Raw genomic sequence first — 16,213 nt, 5'->3', positions numbered from 1 at the left:
GGAGGAACGGGAGGCCCTGTCGTGGTCGTCCGCCGCTCGGCCCGTGCCGCCGGTCCCGCGGCGCGCCCGGACGGAACCGGGCCGCCCGGCCCGGACGCCCGGAACGCCCCGCCCGCCCCCGGCACGGTCCCGGTCCGGACCGGCGGCCTCCGCCGGCACGCCACGGGGCCGCGCGCACGTCCGTGCGGGAGACCGAACCGTTGCCCGGCCCGCCCACGACCCGCCGGCCGGACGGCGGCGTCCGCGGCGGACCGGACCGGCGACGCCACCCCCGAGAGAAAGGCACCGCCCCATGAGAGCGCGGCAAGCTCCCAGCCCCACGGAGAAGGAGCAGGGGGCGCGGTGGACGAGAACGTGACCCGTGCCCGCCGGGACCGACGACTGGCCGCCGCCTTCGTCGAACTCGGCGACACCCTCTCGGACGACTTCGACGCGCCGAGGTTCCTGCGGCGGCTGGCCGGCCGGTGCGTGGAACTGCTGGACGTCTCGGCGGCGGGCCTGATGCTCACCGACCGGCGCGGCGGACTGCAGACCGCCACCTCGGGCGAACAGCCCTGGCTGGTCGAGCTGTTCGAGCAGGACGACCACGAGGGCCCGTGCCTGGACTGCCTGCGCGGGGCCTCGCCGATACCGCCGGTGGGACTGGCCGAGGCGGCGGGGCGCTGGCCGCGCTTCGCGGCGAGGGCCGGGGCCGGCGGGGTGCGCAGCACCTACGCCGTGCCGATACGGCTGCGCGGCGAGGCGATCGGCGCCCTCAACCTGTTCTGCGACAGCCCGGGGCGGCGCCCCGAGGGCGAGCTGGAACTGGCCCAGGCGCTGGCGGACGCGGCGGCCATCGGCCTCCTGCACCGTCGCGCCGTCGCACGGGCCGAGCTCCTCGCCTCGCAGCTGCAGTCCGCGCTGAACAGCCGGGTGGTGGTGGAACAGGCCAAGGGCGTGCTCGCCGAGCGGTGGCAGGTGGGCGTGGGCGAGGCGTTCACGGCCCTGCGCCGCCACGCCCGCTCCCACAACGAACGGCTGTCCGAGGTCGCCCGCCGGGTGGTCGACGGCAGCCTGGACACCTCCCTGCTCCGCAGGCACGCCGACCGGCCGTCCTGACCGGACCCCGAAGGAATCCGGCCACGGAGTACCACGGCCGGCCCCGGGGACGGCAGGCCTGCCCCCGCCACCCAGGACCCCGGTGGCGAGGCGCGCCGCACGCCCGGCCCCTCCCGGCCGCACGCCCGGCCCCTCCCGGACCGCGCCCCTCCCCCGCCGCGGTCCCGGTTCCGCTCCTGCACGCCGACCGGACGGCGACCCTGAGTGCCTGTTTAGTGACTTGGCGTCAATTCACTCTGTTCTCAAGGAACTTGCTGCCCTAACGTGGTGGCTGCCGCCCAGGACCCAGGCTGCACGAGGCGCTGCGGGCGCATGCCCGCCCGGCGCCTTCCCCCCGCGTGGACGATCCGCCCCGGGGCAACCGATGACGACGCAGGACGTGGTCCCGCCATGGCGAAGCTCGCCTCCTCCTTCCCCCCGCCGCCGGCCGGCCGCCCCGCGGCCCCGGCCGACCTGTCCTGGGCGTTCTCCCTGGGCCGCGCCCCCGGCAGCGACCAACTGGCCGCACGGATGACCCGGGCCGCCCTGGAAGCCCTGGGGACGGGCTCCGCGCACGGCGCCCGGATCTCCCGCGCCACGGGCCTGGCCTGCGCCCACCTGCTGGCGCACGGCTGCGCCCGCCGGTACCGGGTGGCCCTGGGAGTGGACGGCCCCCGCTGCTCGGTCACCGTCACCGACTACGGCTTCGACCTCCCCTCCTCCGGCTGCGTCGGCGACCCGGTGACCCGGGCGCGCGCCGCGGGCGAGCTGTCCCGGGAGCTGTCGGCGGCGGCGGAGGGGGTGCGACTGGAGGACGTGCAGGTGCACCACGCGCGGGACGGCGCGGTGCTGGTCCGCTTCACCGCCCGCCTGCCCGTCCCGGGGGCGGCCGCCGCACACACCGTGCCGGGGCAGCGGACCGGCCCGGACGGGCCGGGACGGGCCGGCGGACCGGGCCACGACGGCGGGCCGTCCGGGCGGGGGTGAGCGCCCGGGGACGGCCCCGGGCGGCCGCCCGGGCGGTCAGGCGGTCGCCCGGGCGGTCAGATGCGGTCGACGAGGTCCGCGATGGAGTCCACCACCCGGGAGGGGCGGTAGGGGAAGCGCTCGACCTCGTTGCGCTGGGTCACCCCGGTGAGCACCAGGACGGTCTCCATGCCGGCCTCCATGCCGGCCAGCACGTCGGTGTCCATCCGGTCGCCGATCATCGCGCTGCTCTCGGAGTGCGCCTGGATCTGGTTGAGCCCGGCACGCATCATCAGCGGGTTCGGCTTGCCGACGAAGTACGGCCGCACACCGGTGGCCTTGGTGATCAGCGCGGCCACCGAGCCGGTGGCCGGCAGCACCCCCTCGGTCGAGGGGCCGGTCTCGTCGGGGTTGGTGGCGATGAACCTCGCCCCGTCCTTGATCAGCCTGATCGCCTTGGTGAGCGCCTCGAAGCTGTAGGTGCGGGTCTCCCCCAGGACGACGTAGTCGGGGTTGGTGTCGGTGAGGATGTAGCCGATGTCGTGCAGCGCCGTGGTCAGGCCGGCCTCGCCGATGACGTAGGCGGTGCCCCCGGGGCGCTGGTCCTCCAGGAAGTTCGCGGTGGCCAGCGCGGACGTCCAGATGGACTCCACCGGCACGTCCAGGCCCATCCGCGACAGCCTGGCGTGCAGGTCGCGCGGCGTGTACATCGAGTTGTTGGTCAGGACGAGGAAGGGCTTCCCGGACTCGCGGAGCCGCTTGACGAACTGCTCCGCGCCCGGGATCGGGACGCCCTCGTGGATCAGCACCCCGTCCATGTCGGTCAGCCACGACTCGACCGGCTTGCGCTCCGACACTGGTCCGCTCCTCACCCTGGGGTTCGTGGGGCCGTACCAGCACACCCTAACCGGCGGACACCGCGGGCGGCCGCGGCGTCCGCGCGCCGAAGAACGGGCCCAGCACGAGCGCCGCCGCGCCGACGGCCACCGCCGCGGGGCGGGCGGGGCCGGCCTCCACCGGCACCGGGGTCCCGCGCCGTTCCAGTTCGCCGGCCACCTCGGCGGCGAACAGCTCCGGGCGGGCCCCGACCACCCGGCCGCCGAGCACGAAGCGGTCGAGGTCGAGCAGGCGCACCAGGTCGGCCGCGCCGGTGCCCATCAGCCGGGCCGCGCGCACGTGGTCCCCCGCCGCCACGGCCGCCAGGCACAGCACCTCCAGGCAGCCGCGGTTGCCGCACCCGCACACCGGCCCGTCCAGCTGCACCGTCTGGTGGCCGAACTCGCCCGCGCCGGTGCGTGCGCCGCGGTACGGCTCCCCGTCGAGCACCAGCCCGGCGCCCAGCCCCGTGCCCAGGTGGAGGTAGGCGAACGAGCCGCTCCCCGCGCCGGCCGGGACCGCCAGCACGGCGGCGTTGGTGTCCTTGTCCAGCACCACCGGCAGGCCCAGGCGGGCCGCGAGGGCGTCCCGCAGGGGGAAGCCGTCCCACTGCGGCAGCCGCACGACCCGGCGCAGCACCCCCTCGAAGTGGTCCAGCGGGCCGGGGCAGGCCACGCCCACCCCGAGCAGCCGTTCGCGGCCGGTGCCGGCCGTCACCTCCCGCACCCGTCCGGCGACGCCGTCCAGCACCCGGTCCGGGGCGTCCCCGAAGTCGAACGGCCCGCTGCGGAGGGCGACCGGCTCGCCGGTCAGGTCGGCCAGGACCACGGTCAGCTCGTCGCGGTCCAGGTGGACGCCGACCGCGTACCGGGCCCCGGCCGCCAGGCGCAGCAGCGTGTGCGGCTTGCCCCCGGTGGAGGCGCCGCGCCCGGCCTCGGCGACCAGCCCCTCGTCCCGCAGCCGGGCGACGATCTTGCTGACCGCCTGCGGGGTCAGCCCGGTGCGTTCCGCCAGCGCCCGCCGGCCCAGGCCGGGGCCTCCCTGGGCGGTGGCGGCCCTGAGCAGGTCCAGGACGAGGGCGGTGTTGTGGCTGCGCAGCGCCAGGAGGTTGGCGCCGTTGGGTCCGATGGTCACTCCCCCATTGTCCCTGCCGCTTGCACTTAGGCAACAGCGTTGCTTAAGTGGGGGCATGGACACCAGCACCCCGGCACTCCGCGTCGGCCTGGTCGGCTACGGCCTGGCCGGCTCGGTCTTCCACGCCCCGCTCGTGGCCGCCACCGACGGCCTGGTCCTCGACACCGTGGTCACCGGCGACCCCGCGCGCCGCGAGCAGGCCCTCGCCGAGCACCCGGGGGTGCGGCTCGCCGCCCGGCCCGAGGAACTGCTGGCCCGGGCCGGGGAACTGGACCTCGTCGTCGTCGCCTCCCCCAACCGCACCCACGTGCCGCTGGCCCGCGCCGCCCTGGAGGCCGGCCTGCCGGTGGTGGTGGACAAGCCGCTCGCCGGCACGGCCGCGGAGGCCGCGGAGCTGGCCGCGCTGGCCGACTCCCGCGGCCTGCTGCTCTCGGTCTTCCAGAACCGCCGCTGGGACAACGACTTCCTGACCGTCTCCCGCCTCCTGGCCGACGGCGGCCTCGGCGAGGTGTACCGCTTCGAGTCCCGCTTCGAGCGCTGGCGCCCGAACCTCAAGGGCGGCTGGCGCGAGTCCGGCGACCCCGACGAGATCGGCGGCCTCCTGTACGACCTGGGCAGCCACCTGGTCGACCAGGCCCTCGCCCTCTTCGGCCCGGCGGCCCGCGTCTACGCCGAACTGGACGTGCGCCGCCCCCGGGCACAGGCCGACGACGACGCCTTCGTCGCCGTGCAGCACGAGAACGGCGTCCGCTCCCACCTGTGGATGAGCGCCACCACCGCACGGCTCGGGCCGCGCTTCCGCGTCCTGGGCAGCCGGGCCGGCTACGTCAAGCACGGACTGGACCCCCAGGAGGCCGCGCTGCGCGAGGGACTGCGCCCGTCCCCGGGCGCCCGCTGGGGCGCGGAGCCGGAGGCGGCCTGGGGCGTGCTCGGCACGGACGGGGACGCGGAACCCGTGCCCACCGCCGACGGCGACTGGCCCGCGTACTACCGCGCCGTGGCCGCCGCACTGCGCACCGGCTCCCCCGCCCCGGTAGCCCCGCACGAGGCCGTGGCCGCCCTGCGCGTGCTGGAGGCGGCCCGCCGCTCGGCCGCCGAGGGCCGTACGATCGCCCTGGAGGCCGGAGCATGAGCGACACCCCCGTCGAGACGCTGCTCGCCGAGCTCGAGGAGCAGGAGCGCAGGCTCGTCCTGTCCCGCTTCACCCACGACGACGCCTGGCGCCTGGGGTTCCTCCTCGTCGACACGGCCCGCGGACGCGGCCTGCCGGTGGCCGTCGCGATCCGGCGCGGCGCCCAGCTGCTGTTCCACCACGCCCTGGAGGGCACCTCCGCGGAGAACGACGCCTGGCTGGAGCGCAAGCACCGCGTGGTCGAGCGGTACGCCGCCTCCTCCTACCTGGTCGGCCGGCGCTTCGTGGCCAGGGGCACCACCTTCGAGGAGTCCTCCCGGCTGGACCCCGGCGCCTACGCCGCGCACGGCGGGGCGTTCCCCCTGCGGATCCACCGGGTGGGCGTGGTCGGCTCGGTCGCCGTCTCCGGCCTCCGCCAGGCCGACGACCACGCCCTGGTCGTCGAGGCGCTGGAGCAGTTCCTCGGCGAGGACCTGGAACAGGACTGAGGTCCGCGGGAGTGTCCCCGCCGGCGGCGGGGACGCTCATTCCGGGCGGGCGCCGGCCTCCGCGGTCCCCCGGTGCAGCAGGGCCCGTTCCGCCGCGGTCCAGACTGCCGCGGTGGCCAGGTACAGGCCCGCGGCCAGCGGCACCACCGCCGCCGTGAGCAGCGTGCCGAAGGACAGCCACGGCAGCGCCCGGGCCAGTCCCGCCCCCACCCCTGCGCCGGGAGCACCCGCGACGGGCCGCCCGGCCCCGGACCCGGGCCGTCCCTGCCCGGAGACGCGGGCCCCGGCCCGCCCCCGGCCGGGCCGGCGGCCCGGGGAGGTGCCCGCCGCACCGGTGGCCTCCGTCGCGCCCGCCGCGCCCGCGGCCGCCTTCCTCGCCCGCAGGAAGGACCACAGCCCCACGGCCCCCAGCACGGCGAACAGCACCCAGAAGACCGCCTGCTGCGGCGTGCCGGCCACGTCGGCGAAGCGCGCCCCCAACGGGGTGCCGAGCAGCGAGTCCCGCAGGAGTGCGTTGGCCCGGCCGTCCACTTCGGCCGAGGAGAACACCCGGTACATCAGGAAGAACACCGGGAGCTGCACGAGCACCGGCAGGCAGCCGGCGAGCGGCGAGGCGCCCTCCTTCGCGTACAGGGCGGTGAGTTCGCGCCGCATGCGCTCCGGGTCGCCGCCGTGCGCGGCGCTCACGGCGGCGGCCTTCGGGGCCAGCCGGGCCCGGGCCTTCTCGCCGCGCGCGGCGGCGCGCGCCAGCGGGTGCAGGGCCAGCCGCACCGCGGCGGTGGCCAGCACGACGGCCGCGGCGGTGGCGGAGGCGCCGAGCAGCGGGGTCAGCGTCTCGGAGAAGTCGGTCAGGAGGGAAAGGAGTCGTGCGGAGAAGGACATGCGAAAGCCCCGGGGGTCTCGTCGAACCGGTGGTGGACCGCGGCCGGTGCGGGAGGCGGGCAGGGCCGGACGGGCCGGACCGTCGGGTCGGGCCGGGCCGGGGCGCCCCTCGTCACCGGCGGGGCGGGAGCCCGGGAGCCCTGGGACGCGGGCGCCCCGAGGCGTCCGGGTCGCGTTGCGGCAGGAACGCGGTGCGGCGCTCACGGTCGCGGAAGGCGGTGCGCACCCGCGCCGCGGGCACCGGCCGGGCCAGGCGTGCCGCGACGGCACCGCACAGGGCCAGAGCCGCCACGACCGCACCGGCGGCAGCAGCGGCCAGCACGGTGCCCGTGCCGTTCTGGGCGAGGAGCAGGCCGGCGAACAGGGCCACGAGGAGGACGCCCGCGCGTGCCCGCAGGGCCGGCGGCAGCCACGCGCGCGGCACCGGGAGGCACCCACCGCCGTACGGCATCCGCGCCCCTCCCCCGCTCGTCGTGCTTCCCGGCCGGACGGCCGGACCGGCCCCGGTGCGCGGGGCCCGCACCCTGACGACGACGGACGGCGGCGGACGGTTCCCGGCCGGTCCCCGCCGCCCGCCGGGCCCGGGCACCCGCCGCGCCGGACGGCCGCGCGGGACGCCGGCGTCAGAGCAGTTCGGAGACCGTGTGGATGAGCAGGCCGGCCAGGGCTCCGACCACCGTTCCGTTGATCCGGATGAACTGCAGGTCGCGGCCGACGTACATCTCGATCTTGCGCGAGGTGTGGTCCGCGTCCCAGCCGGCGACGGTGTCGGTGATCAGCGAGGTGATCTCGTCGCGGTAGGTCGTCACCACGTAGGTGGCCGCGTCCTCCAGCCAGCCGTCGACCTTGCCCTGCAGCCGCTCGTCGCCGGCCATCCGCCCGCCCAGCGACAGCAGCGCGTCCCGGGCCCGCAGCCGCAGCTGGCTGCCCGGGTCCTCGGTCGCGGCGACCACCGTGGTGCGCACCGCGTTCCACGCCGACTCGATCAGGTCCTGCACCTCGTCGCGGGCCAGCAGGTCCGACTTGAGCTGCTCGACCCGCGCCTTCGTCCCCGGGTCGGAGCGCAGTTCCGCGGCGAAGTCGGTCAGGAAGCGGTCGAGCGCCTGCCGGGCCGGGTGGTCGGGCATGTGGCGCATCTCGGTGACGAAGCGCAGCAGCTCCTTGTAGACGCGCTCGCCCACCTTCCGGTCGACGAACCGCGGGGTCCAGCCGGGCGCACCGCCGGCGACCGCCGTCATGACGGACTCCTCGTGCTCCATGAGCCAGTACTCGGCCCGTGTGCAGACCAGGTCCACCGCCCGGTGGTGGCCGCCGTCGACGACCACCTTCTCCAGCATCCGGCCCAGCGCGGGGGCGACCTCGCGGGCCCCGGCCTGGCGGTTGATCGCCTCCCCGACGACGGCCTGGACGTCGGAGTCGCGCAGCACGGTGAGCGCGCCGCGCAGCGCGGCGGCCACCTGCTCCGTCACCCGGTCGGCGTGCTCGGGCCGGGACAGCCAGGCGCCGAGCCGGGCGCCGATCCCGACCGCCCGCAGCCGCTGCCGGACCACCTCCTCGGACAGGAAGTTCTCGCCCACGAAGTCGCCGAGGCTGCGGCCGAGCACGTCCTTCTTGGTGGGGATGATCGCGGTGTGCGGGATCGGCAGCCCCAGGGGCCTGCGGAACAGGGCGGTGACGGCGAACCAGTCGGCCAGCGCGCCGACCATGCCGGCCTCGGCCGCCGCCGCGACGTACCCCGCCCAGGGCCCGGCACCCGCGGTCTCCGCCCAGTGCGCCAGCGCGTAGACCACCGTCGCCAGGAGGAACAGCCCGGTGGCGATCGCCTTCATCCGGCGCACCCCGCGCCGCCGCTCCTCGTCCGCCGCGTCGCCGCCCGGGCGGAACGGCCCCGGCGCCGCGCCGGCACCGGCGTCCGCAGCCCGGCCCCCCGTCCGACTCCCCGTCACCCGGTCGGCTCTCACACCCGACCTCCCGTCACCCGGTCGGCCCCGCAAGCGTCTCCCGTGGGCCCCGCCGGCCGTGCCCGGCCCGTCCGCCCAACCCGCGTATTGTCCACGCCACACCTGTTCCCCGGAACGAACCGGCCTGCGCCTGCGTCCGAACCAGTACGTGGGAAGTACTCGGCCGCCCGGGGCGCGCTCCACGCCCCCGGACCTCCCCCGCAGACCCATGGGATCATGGAGCAGGGACCGGGGACAGCCGGTACGACCCATGCCACGCACGCCGGCGCCGTTCCGGCCACGTCCGTTCGAGGGGAAGAAGCACCGCATGGCCAGGAAAGCGGGTTATGCCCTGCTCGCCGCTCTCGTCTCGGCGGTGATCCTCGTCACCACCCTCGCCCTCGTCGGCACCGACGGCCCCGGGGGGCGGCTGCACTCCGCCAACGGCGCGAAGCGCCCGCCGGCCGAGCAGGCCTCCAGCGGCGCCTGGACGGGCACCTGGTCCGCCTCGGCCGTCTCCGCCGAACCGAACACCGACGACGGCTACCCGGACATGTCCATACGCAACGTGGTGCACGTCAGCGTCGGCGGCTCCTCGGCCCGGATCCACCTGTCCAACCAGTACGGCGCGCTGCCGCTGGTGATCAGCCGCGCCACGGTGGCCGTGGCCTCCGCGCCGAGCAGCCCGGTCCCCGCGGCCGGCACCATGCGCAGGCTGACCTTCGGCAACAAGGCGACCGTCACCCTCCCGGCCGGGGAGACCGCCGTCTCGGACCCGGTCCGGATCGACGTGCCGGACTCGGCCGACCTGCTGGTCACCACCTACTCGCCCACCCCGTCGGGCCCGGTGACCTACCACCCGTTCGCCCGGCAGACGTCCTACCTGGCCCACGGCGACCACGCCGCCGACACCACCGGCACGGCGTTCACCGAGCAGAGCCCGTACTGGCGCTACGTCACCGCCGTGGACGTGTGGAGCCGCGACGCGGAGGGCGCGGTCGTCGTCCTCGGCGACTCCATCACCGACGGCATCACCTCCACCGCGGGCGCCAACCACCGCTGGACCGACTTCCTGGCCGCCCGGCTGCTCCAGGAGAAGGACGCGCCCCGCATGGGCGTGCTCAACCAGGGCATCAGCGGCAACCGGATCCTCAGCGACGCGCCCCCGCGCTCCCCGGGCAACGGCGTCAGCGGCCTCAACCGGCTGGAGTCCGACGCCCTGTCCCGCACCGGCGCGGCCACCCTGGTCGTCGAGCTGGGCATCAACGACATCCTCAAGGTCCCGCACCAGACCGACCCCGACGCGATCGTCGGGGGACTGCGGGAGATCACCGCCCTGGCCCACGAGCGCGGCCTGCGCGTCGTCGGCGCCACCCTCACCCCCTTCGGGGGCCACCGGGGCTTCACCCCGCGGCTGGAGGCCGTGCGCCAGGAGGTCAACCGGCAGATCCGCAACGAGCAGGTCTTCGACGCGGTCGTGGACTTCGACCTGGCGCTGCGCGACCCGAACCGCACCAACCGGCTGCTGCCCGCGTACGACAGCGGCGACCACCTGCACCCCAGCGACGCCGGCTACCGGCGGATGGCCGAGGTCGTCGACCTCGACCGGCTGCGGCCCCCGGCGCCCGTCGTCACCTGAGGCGCCCGCGCCGCCGGGAACGACGTGGACACGTGGAACCGCCCCGTCCCTGGAGGGGCGGGGCGGTCTCACGGCGCCCGGTGCCCGGCCGCCGGAACGGCACCGGGACGGGCGGGCGTCCGGGTCAGGCATGAGCGCGTCGGCCGGCGATCATTCGGTAGACCGCCAGCACGATGACCGAACCGATGATCGCCGCGATCCACGTCGACAGGTCGAAGAAGCCGTCGATCGAGTCGACACCGAATATCACCTTGCCGAGCCAGCCGCCGAGCAGGCCGCCGACGATGCCGATGAGCATGGTGACGATGATGCCGCCGGGATCGTTACCCGGCATCAGGGCCTTGGCGATGGCGCCGGCGAGCAGGCCGATGAGGATCCAAGCGATGATTCCCATGAACGGTTACCTCTTCCCTGACGTTCCTTCACGGTTTGTTCGACCAACGCGTTTCCCGTGCGGCCGATGCCAAACAAATCCGCTCCCGCGAAGGGCCCGCCCTCCCGGCCCCGTGGGCCCGGGGACGGGAGGGCCGGGGACGGCTGCCCGGGCCGTCCGGCCGTGATCCGCCGAATCGGGGGAAGGACACTCCGGAAGAGACGAAGAAGCCCCCCGTTCGGCCGTCGCCACCACGTCATGGACGCGCACAGCGGGTACGAGACGGAACGGTGATGCGAAAGTGTCCATGAGCGGGGCAAAAGGCGATGAGGATACAACGCACGAGGCCGCCGGAGAGTCGGTAGCAGCATGAGCGACGGGTCGGAGAACAGCGTGGCACGCAACGAGGCGGACGGACCGGACACCCCGGAGGAGCAGCACCCGCCCCCCCGGCGCCGCGGGCTGCGGCGCCTCCTGCCCTCCTGGCGCGCGGTCCTCGGCACCCTGACCTGCGTCCTGCTCCTCGGCCTCGGCGCCGTGTTCGCCGGCTACCTCCTGGTCGACATCCCCTCGGCCAACGCGTCCGCGGTCGCCCAGGGCAACGTCTACCTGTACTCCGACGGCTCCCAGCTCGCCCGCACCGGCACGTACAACCGGGAGAACGTCCGCCTCGACCAGGTCTCCCTCGAGGCGCAGCACGCCGTGCTCGCCGCCGAGGACCGCGACTTCTACACCGAGGCCGCGATCGACCCCGGCGCCCTGGTGCGCGCCGCGTGGAACACCGTCACCGGCAAGGGCCGCCAGGGCGGCTCCACCATCACCCAGCAGTACGTGAAGAACTACTACCTCGGCCAGGAGCAGACCGTCGCCCGCAAGGTCCAGGAGCTGTTCATCGCCGTCAAACTGGACCGGCGCGAGACCAAGGACGAGATCCTCGAGGGCTACCTCAACACCAGCTACTTCGGCCGCCGCTCCTACGGCATCCAGGCCGCCGCCCACGCCTACTACGGCAAGGACGCCGCCGAGCTGACCACCGCCGAGGGCGCCTACCTGGCCTCCCTGCTCCAGCAGCCCAGCGCCTACGACGTGGTGGCCAACCCCCAGAACAAGGACAAGGCGGTCGCCCGCTGGAACTACGCCCTGGACGGCATGGTCAAGGAGGGCTGGCTGGAGCAGTCCGAACGCGAGGCGATGGAGTTCCCCGAACCGCGCCGGAACAGGGCCTCCTCCAGCATGTCCGGGCAGCGCGGCTACCTCGTCGAGGCCGTCAACGCCTACATGTTCGAGCACGGCATCCTCGACGAGCAGACCCTGGAGTCCGGCGGCTTCCGGATCACCACCACCATCGACCGGAAGAAGAACGAGGCCCTGGTCGAGACCGTCGAGGACGTTCTGCTGGACAAGCTCGACCCGAAGGCCCGCAAGGTCGACTCCTACGTGCGGGCCGGCGCCGCGTCCGTCGACCCCGCCACCGGCAAGGTCGTCGCCATGTACGGCGGCCGCGACTTCACCGAGCAGTACGTCAACAACGCCACCCGCCACGACTACCAGGTCGGCTCCACCTTCAAGCCGTTCGTCCTCGCCGCCGCCGTCCACAACGGCTCCACCACCCAGGACGGGCGCCCGATCACCCCCAACACCGTCTACGACGGGACGAACAAGCGCCCGGTGCAGCCCGGCGGGTACGTCACGGAGAACCAGGACAACCGCTCCTACGGCAACATCACCGTCACCGAGGCCGCCAACAAGTCCGTCAACACCGTCTTCGCCCAGATGGGCCAGGACGTGGGCCCGGACAAGGTCGTGGACACCGCCGTCGCCCTCGGCCTCCCCGAGGACACCCCGGACCTGGCACCCGTCTCCTCCGTCCCCCTGGGCGTCGCGGGCGCCAGCGTCACCGACATGGCGGGGGCCTACGCCGCCCTGGCCAACCACGGGGAGCACACCGAGACCTGGATGGTGCAGAAGGTCACCCGCGGCGACGAGGAACTGGACCTGCCCGAGCACGAGCCCCGGCAGGCGGTCAGCCGCAAGGCCGCCGACACCACCACCTCCGTCCTGCGCTCGGTGGTCTCCGGCGCCGGCGGCACCGGCGCCGCCGCCCAGGCGCTCGGCCGCCCCGCCGCGGGCAAGACCGGCACCGCGGAGGAGGACACCGCCGCCTGGTTCGCCGGCTACACCCCCCAACTGGCCACCGTCGTATCGATCATGGGCCAGGACCCCGACGGCTCCCACAAGTCCCTCTACGGCGCCACCGGACTGGCCCGGATCAACGGAGGCGGCTACCCGGCCCAGATCTGGGCCGGGTACATGACCGAGGCCCTGCGCGGCGAACCGGTCGAGGACTTCGACCTCGACGTCGTGTCCGGCCCCACCGAGGCGCCCTCCGGCACCCCCTCCCCCTCGGGCAGCAGCTCCCCGACCGAGACCGAGCCCATCGACACCCCCACCGAGCCCACCGACCCCGGCACCGAGCCGGAGGAACCGGAGGACCCGGGCACGCCCAGCGACTGGCCCAGCATCCCCGTGCCCCCCTGGCCCGGAGACCCCGGGGGCGCCGACGGCGACGCGGACAACGGCGGAAGCACCGGCGGCCGGCCCGGAGGCGGCACAGGCGGGGACGGCGGCCCGGGCGGCGACCCGGGCGGGGACGTCTCCGGGGCCGACGGCGGAAGCGGCGGCACCGACGTCGGCACCCTGGCCGAGCCCTACGGCGCCGCGGTGGCCTGACCACCGCGGGCCGCCCGGGGGGCCGGGGCCGTCCGGGGGCCGGGGCCGTCCGGCGGGGGCCGCTCGTCGAGGGCCTGGGGGTCGCTCGCCGGGAACCCGCCCACCGGGCCACGTCCGAAGCCCCGGCGAGCCGGACCCGGCGAGCCGGATCGATCCGGCTCGCCGGGTCCGGCTCGCAGGTCCGATCCCTACAGGTACAGGCCGGTCGTGCCCTCCGCGTCCTCCAGCCTGCCGGCGGCCACCGCGTGCAGGTCCCGCTCGCGCATCAGCACGTAGTCCACCCCGCGGACCTCGACCTCCGCCCGGTCCTCGGGATCGAACAGCACACGGTCGCCGGGCTCCACCGTCCGGACGTTCTGGCCGACCGCCACCACCTCGGCCCACGCCAGCCTCTTGCCGACGGCGGCCGTCGCGGGAATGAGGATGCCGCCCGTCGAGCGGCGTTCGCCCTCCGGGATGTCGGTCCGCACCAGCACGCGGTCGTGCAGCATCCGGATGGGCAGCTTGTCGTGGGTTTCCTGGGACTGTCTCGAGCTCACGCCACGACGTTACCCGCCCCGGGAAGGCATGTGGCCCCCAGGGCGGGCATCCGCCGCACTCCGCGCCGAAGGCGCCGCCGCCGGCCGCTACCGCCTGCGGCGGTTCATGGCGATCCCCGCCAGGCCGACCACGACCACCAGCGCCACGGCGACCGGGACGATCCGGTCCATCCTCGGCTCGCCGTCCTCCGTCACCATCCGCCCCCGGACGTCGGACACCACACGGTTGGCCGCCACGTACGCCCGGCCCGCCGTGCGGTCCACCGCGTCGGCCACCTTCACCCGCACGTCGGCGGCGACCGTCTTCGGGTGCACCCGCACGGCGATCTCGTCCAGCGTCGCGGCCAGTTCCTGCCGCCTGCGGTTGATGTCCGCCTCGATCTGCGCAGGCGTCCTGCCTTCCGACACTGCACTGCCTCCGTAACATCGACCGGATACGTGATGAACAGTCTGTCAGCCCCGCCGCGCCACCGCCCGGCGGCACCCCGCACCGCCGGCGCACTACCCTCGTGCCGTACGCCACAGCGCGATATGCGAGGAGCCCACCCATGAGCGAGCGACTGCAGCCCGGCGATCCCGCGCCGGCCTTCACCCTCCCCGACGCCGACGGAGCGCAGCACTCGCTCTCCGACCACAAGGGGCGCCGGGTCGTCCTCTACTTCTACCCCGCCGCTCTTACCCCCGGCTGCACCAAGCAGGCGTGCGACTTCACCGACAACCTCGCCCTGCTGGCGGACGCCGGCTACGACGTCGTCGGCGTCTCCCCGGACAAGCCGGAGAAACTCGCGAAGTTCCGCGAGAAGGAGAACCTGGGCATCACCCTGCTGTCCGACCCGGACAAGGAGGTCCTCACCGCGTACGGGGCCTTCGGCGAGAAGACCATGTACGGGCGGACCGTCACCGGCGTCATCCGCTCCACCTTCGTCATCGGCCCCGACGGCACGGTGGAGCGCGCCCTGTACAACGTCCGGGCCACCGGCCACGTGGCCAAGCTCATCCGCGACCTCTCCCTCTGACCCGCGCCGTCCCTCCCCGCGCCCGCCCGCCGGCCGGCGCGGGGAGGAACGCGTGACCCGGCACCCCCTCGCTCGTTCTCCAGTGCGAACACTGAACGGGGGTCCCATGCCGGCCAAGTACACCCGCGAACTCCTCACCGAGGCCGCCGCCCGGTCGATGTGCTACTCCGACCTCGTCCGGGCAGCGGGAGGCGTACCCACCGCAGGAAGCCGAAGGTACGCAAGGAAGTTGGTACGCACCCACGGCATCGACACGTCGCACTTCCGGCAGGAGGGCGTGCGGCACACGGAGGAGCGGCTTCGCGAGATCGTCCGCTGCTCCCGCAGCGTGAACGAAGTCGTTCGGAAACTGGGCATCAGCCCTGTGGGCGGCAACCAGGCGCACATCGGCCGGCGGATCAGGACACTGGGGATCGACACCTCCCACTTCGAGCACGGGGGCACCGGCGGCTCTCCGAAGACGCACCGTCCGCTGCTCGTCCTCTCCGATCCGGAGCAGGGGCGGGCGCGCCCGAGCCGCCTGCGCAAGGCCCTGAAAGCACACGGGCGTGCTGAAATCTGCGCCGGATGCGGTACCGGCACCGAGTGGTACGGGGTGCCGCTACGGCTGGAAGTCGACCACGTCAATGGTGACTGGTGGGACAACCGGCCGGAGAATCTGCGCTTCCTGTGTCCCAACTGTCACTCCGTCACGGACACCTACCGCGGCCGCGCGCCGCAGCACTGTCGAGGGGGGAGTCCGGATGCCGGAGAAGAAGCGCTACACGCGTGATCTGCTCACCGAAGCGGCCGCGAACTCCACCGATCTCGTCGACATGATGCACCGCCTCGGTACGCCCCCCACCAGCGAGCAGCAGTACTACCTGAAGAGGCGGCTGAACCACTACGGCATCGACACCTCCCATTTCGTCCCTCGCGGCGGCCTGCTTCCTGCGGACGAACTGGCCGACGCCGTCGCGAGATCCCGCAGCATCGCCGGTGTCCTCGCCGCCCTCGGCATGAAGGACAACGGCTCCTCTCGCAGACGGATCGCGGCGGACATGTCGGCCCACGGGATCCGCGCCGACCACTTCACGGGCCAGGGCCACAACCACGGCCGGCCGTCACCCCGCCGAAAGAGCGCGGACGAGATCCTGACACGCCGTCCATCCGGCTCCCACCGGGAGAAGCACGCCCTGTTGCGGCGCGCCCTCGACGAACGCGGTGTGGAGCGACGGTGCGCCCAATGCGGCCTCGGCGAGAGCTGGCAGGGGAAACGGCTTGTCCACGAGATCGATCACATCGACGGCAACAGGCTCAACAACACGCAGGGCAACCTGAGATACCTCTGCCCCTCCTGCCACAGCCAGACGAGAAGCCATTCGATTCCGCAGCGGTCCGCGGCCGCTTCTTGGCGCGACGAAGACACCTCGCAGTAAGGT

General features: G+C 74.5%; 17 protein-coding genes. 9 read left to right on the top strand and 8 right to left on the bottom strand.

Features of this window, described 5'->3' with window-relative positions:
* The first annotated feature begins 342 nt into the window (after positions 1 to 342).
* Together GQS52_RS17635 and GQS52_RS17630 are read left to right on the top strand one after the other, a co-directional pair.
* Positions 343 to 1,098, top strand: a complete 756-nt coding sequence (locus tag GQS52_RS17635; RefSeq protein WP_259370836.1) for a GAF and ANTAR domain-containing protein — start codon at positions 343 to 345, stop codon at positions 1,096 to 1,098.
* A gap of 390 nt (positions 1,099 to 1,488) precedes the next feature.
* Entirely contained in the window at positions 1,489 to 2,064 is a 576-nt protein-coding gene (locus tag GQS52_RS17630; RefSeq protein WP_182314345.1) for a hypothetical protein, read from the top strand.
* 56 nt (positions 2,065 to 2,120) lie between these two features.
* Here the strand turns inward: GQS52_RS17630 and GQS52_RS17625 are convergent, their stop codons facing one another.
* Positions 2,121 to 2,900 carry an HAD-IIA family hydrolase gene (locus GQS52_RS17625; protein WP_182314344.1) on the bottom strand — a complete coding sequence of 260 codons (780 nt, stop codon included), beginning with the start codon at positions 2,898 to 2,900 and terminating at the stop codon, positions 2,121 to 2,123.
* Positions 2,901 to 2,946: 46 nt separating this feature from the next.
* Complete coding sequence (locus GQS52_RS17620) at positions 2,947 to 4,053, bottom strand: ROK family transcriptional regulator (RefSeq protein WP_259370835.1); 1,107 nt, start codon at positions 4,051 to 4,053, stop codon at positions 2,947 to 2,949.
* 55 nt (positions 4,054 to 4,108) lie between these two features.
* Here GQS52_RS17620 and GQS52_RS17615 point away from each other — a divergent pair, with 55 nt between their 5' ends.
* Together GQS52_RS17615 and GQS52_RS17610 are read left to right on the top strand one after the other, a co-directional pair.
* Entirely contained in the window at positions 4,109 to 5,185 is a 1,077-nt protein-coding gene (locus GQS52_RS17615) for a Gfo/Idh/MocA family oxidoreductase (RefSeq protein ID WP_182314342.1), read from the top strand.
* Positions 5,182 to 5,673: a heme-degrading domain-containing protein gene (locus tag GQS52_RS17610; protein WP_182314341.1), complete on the top strand. Its 492-nt coding sequence runs from the start codon at positions 5,182 to 5,184 to the stop codon at positions 5,671 to 5,673. Before GQS52_RS17615 ends, GQS52_RS17610 begins: the two co-directional genes overlap by 4 nt.
* Before the next feature lie 36 nt (positions 5,674 to 5,709).
* Here GQS52_RS17610 and GQS52_RS17605 read toward each other — a convergent pair whose 3' ends face one another.
* The 3 genes from GQS52_RS17605 to GQS52_RS17595 all read right to left on the bottom strand — a co-directional run bounded on the left by GQS52_RS17605 (position 5,710) and on the right by GQS52_RS17595 (position 8,501).
* A complete protein-coding gene (locus GQS52_RS17605; protein ID WP_182314340.1) occupies positions 5,710 to 6,555 on the bottom strand; it encodes a YidC/Oxa1 family membrane protein insertase in 846 nt (281 codons plus the stop codon).
* A 112-nt stretch (positions 6,556 to 6,667) separates the two neighbouring features.
* Complete coding sequence (locus GQS52_RS17600) at positions 6,668 to 6,925, bottom strand: DUF6412 domain-containing protein (protein WP_259371140.1); 258 nt, start codon at positions 6,923 to 6,925, stop codon at positions 6,668 to 6,670.
* A 253-nt stretch (positions 6,926 to 7,178) separates the two neighbouring features.
* Entirely contained in the window at positions 7,179 to 8,501 is a 1,323-nt protein-coding gene (locus GQS52_RS17595; protein ID WP_259371139.1) for a DUF445 domain-containing protein, read from the bottom strand.
* A gap of 322 nt (positions 8,502 to 8,823) precedes the next feature.
* Between GQS52_RS17595 and GQS52_RS17590 the strand changes: the two genes are divergently transcribed.
* Positions 8,824 to 10,134, top strand: coding sequence for an SGNH/GDSL hydrolase family protein (locus GQS52_RS17590; RefSeq protein ID WP_182314338.1), 1,311 nt, complete (start codon positions 8,824 to 8,826; stop codon positions 10,132 to 10,134).
* 124 nt (positions 10,135 to 10,258) lie between these two features.
* On the opposite strand, the gene GQS52_RS17585 is transcribed toward GQS52_RS17590, so the two are convergent.
* On the bottom strand, positions 10,259 to 10,528 hold the full coding sequence (locus tag GQS52_RS17585) for a GlsB/YeaQ/YmgE family stress response membrane protein (RefSeq protein WP_182314337.1): 270 nt from the start codon (positions 10,526 to 10,528) through the stop codon (positions 10,259 to 10,261).
* Between the two features lie 348 nt (positions 10,529 to 10,876).
* On the opposite strand from GQS52_RS17585, the gene GQS52_RS17580 reads away from it, so the two are divergent.
* On the top strand, positions 10,877 to 13,237 hold the full coding sequence (locus GQS52_RS17580) for a transglycosylase domain-containing protein (RefSeq protein ID WP_182314336.1): 2,361 nt from the start codon (positions 10,877 to 10,879) through the stop codon (positions 13,235 to 13,237).
* 188 nt (positions 13,238 to 13,425) lie between these two features.
* On the opposite strand, the gene GQS52_RS17575 is transcribed toward GQS52_RS17580, so the two are convergent.
* Complete coding sequence (locus GQS52_RS17575; protein ID WP_182316531.1) at positions 13,426 to 13,728, bottom strand: co-chaperone GroES; 303 nt, start codon at positions 13,726 to 13,728, stop codon at positions 13,426 to 13,428.
* A gap of 135 nt (positions 13,729 to 13,863) precedes the next feature.
* The gene (locus GQS52_RS17570; RefSeq protein WP_182314335.1) at positions 13,864 to 14,184 is read right to left on the bottom strand and encodes a DUF3618 domain-containing protein; all 321 of its coding nucleotides are present in this window, start codon (positions 14,182 to 14,184) and stop codon (positions 13,864 to 13,866) included.
* A 140-nt stretch (positions 14,185 to 14,324) separates the two neighbouring features.
* Between GQS52_RS17570 and bcp the strand changes: the two genes are divergently transcribed.
* From bcp to GQS52_RS17555, 3 genes are all read left to right on the top strand, one after another.
* The gene (gene bcp, locus GQS52_RS17565; RefSeq protein ID WP_182314334.1) at positions 14,325 to 14,792 is read left to right on the top strand and encodes a thioredoxin-dependent thiol peroxidase; all 468 of its coding nucleotides are present in this window, start codon (positions 14,325 to 14,327) and stop codon (positions 14,790 to 14,792) included.
* Positions 14,793 to 14,898: 106 nt separating this feature from the next.
* Positions 14,899 to 15,564: an HNH endonuclease signature motif containing protein gene (locus tag GQS52_RS17560; RefSeq protein ID WP_182314333.1), complete on the top strand. Its 666-nt coding sequence runs from the start codon at positions 14,899 to 14,901 to the stop codon at positions 15,562 to 15,564.
* Positions 15,536 to 16,210 (top strand): HNH endonuclease signature motif containing protein, encoded by a 675-nt coding sequence (locus GQS52_RS17555; RefSeq protein ID WP_259370834.1) that lies wholly within the window; start codon positions 15,536 to 15,538, stop codon positions 16,208 to 16,210. The genes GQS52_RS17560 and GQS52_RS17555 overlap by 29 nt, the downstream gene beginning before the upstream one ends.
* The last annotated feature ends 3 nt before the right edge of the window (positions 16,211 to 16,213 follow it).

Source organism: Streptomyces sp. SCUT-3, assembly GCF_014083985.1.
Classification (GTDB): Bacteria; Actinomycetota; Actinomycetes; order Streptomycetales; family Streptomycetaceae; genus Streptomyces_H; species Streptomyces_H thermolineatus.
The sequence above is the reverse complement of the archived record's forward strand: the minus strand, read 5'-3'. Positions and strand labels throughout refer to the sequence as shown.

Coding starts and splice junctions, on each gene's coding strand:
- GQS52_RS17610 (WP_182314341.1), top strand. CDS start 5,182: ATGAGCGACACCCCCGTCGAGACGCTGCTCGCCGAGCTCGAGGAGCAG.
- GQS52_RS17615 (WP_182314342.1), top strand. CDS start 4,109: ATGGACACCAGCACCCCGGCACTCCGCGTCGGCCTGGTCGGCTACGGC.
- GQS52_RS17585 (WP_182314337.1), bottom strand. CDS start 10,528: ATGGGAATCATCGCTTGGATCCTCATCGGCCTGCTCGCCGGCGCCATC.
- GQS52_RS17575 (WP_182316531.1), bottom strand. CDS start 13,728: ATGCTGCACGACCGCGTGCTGGTGCGGACCGACATCCCGGAGGGCGAA.
- GQS52_RS17555 (WP_259370834.1), top strand. CDS start 15,536: ATGCCGGAGAAGAAGCGCTACACGCGTGATCTGCTCACCGAAGCGGCC.
- GQS52_RS17560 (WP_182314333.1), top strand. CDS start 14,899: ATGCCGGCCAAGTACACCCGCGAACTCCTCACCGAGGCCGCCGCCCGG.
- GQS52_RS17590 (WP_182314338.1), top strand. CDS start 8,824: ATGGCCAGGAAAGCGGGTTATGCCCTGCTCGCCGCTCTCGTCTCGGCG.
- GQS52_RS17630 (WP_182314345.1), top strand. CDS start 1,489: ATGGCGAAGCTCGCCTCCTCCTTCCCCCCGCCGCCGGCCGGCCGCCCC.
- GQS52_RS17580 (WP_182314336.1), top strand. CDS start 10,877: ATGAGCGACGGGTCGGAGAACAGCGTGGCACGCAACGAGGCGGACGGA.
- bcp (WP_182314334.1), top strand. CDS start 14,325: ATGAGCGAGCGACTGCAGCCCGGCGATCCCGCGCCGGCCTTCACCCTC.
- GQS52_RS17605 (WP_182314340.1), bottom strand. CDS start 6,555: ATGTCCTTCTCCGCACGACTCCTTTCCCTCCTGACCGACTTCTCCGAG.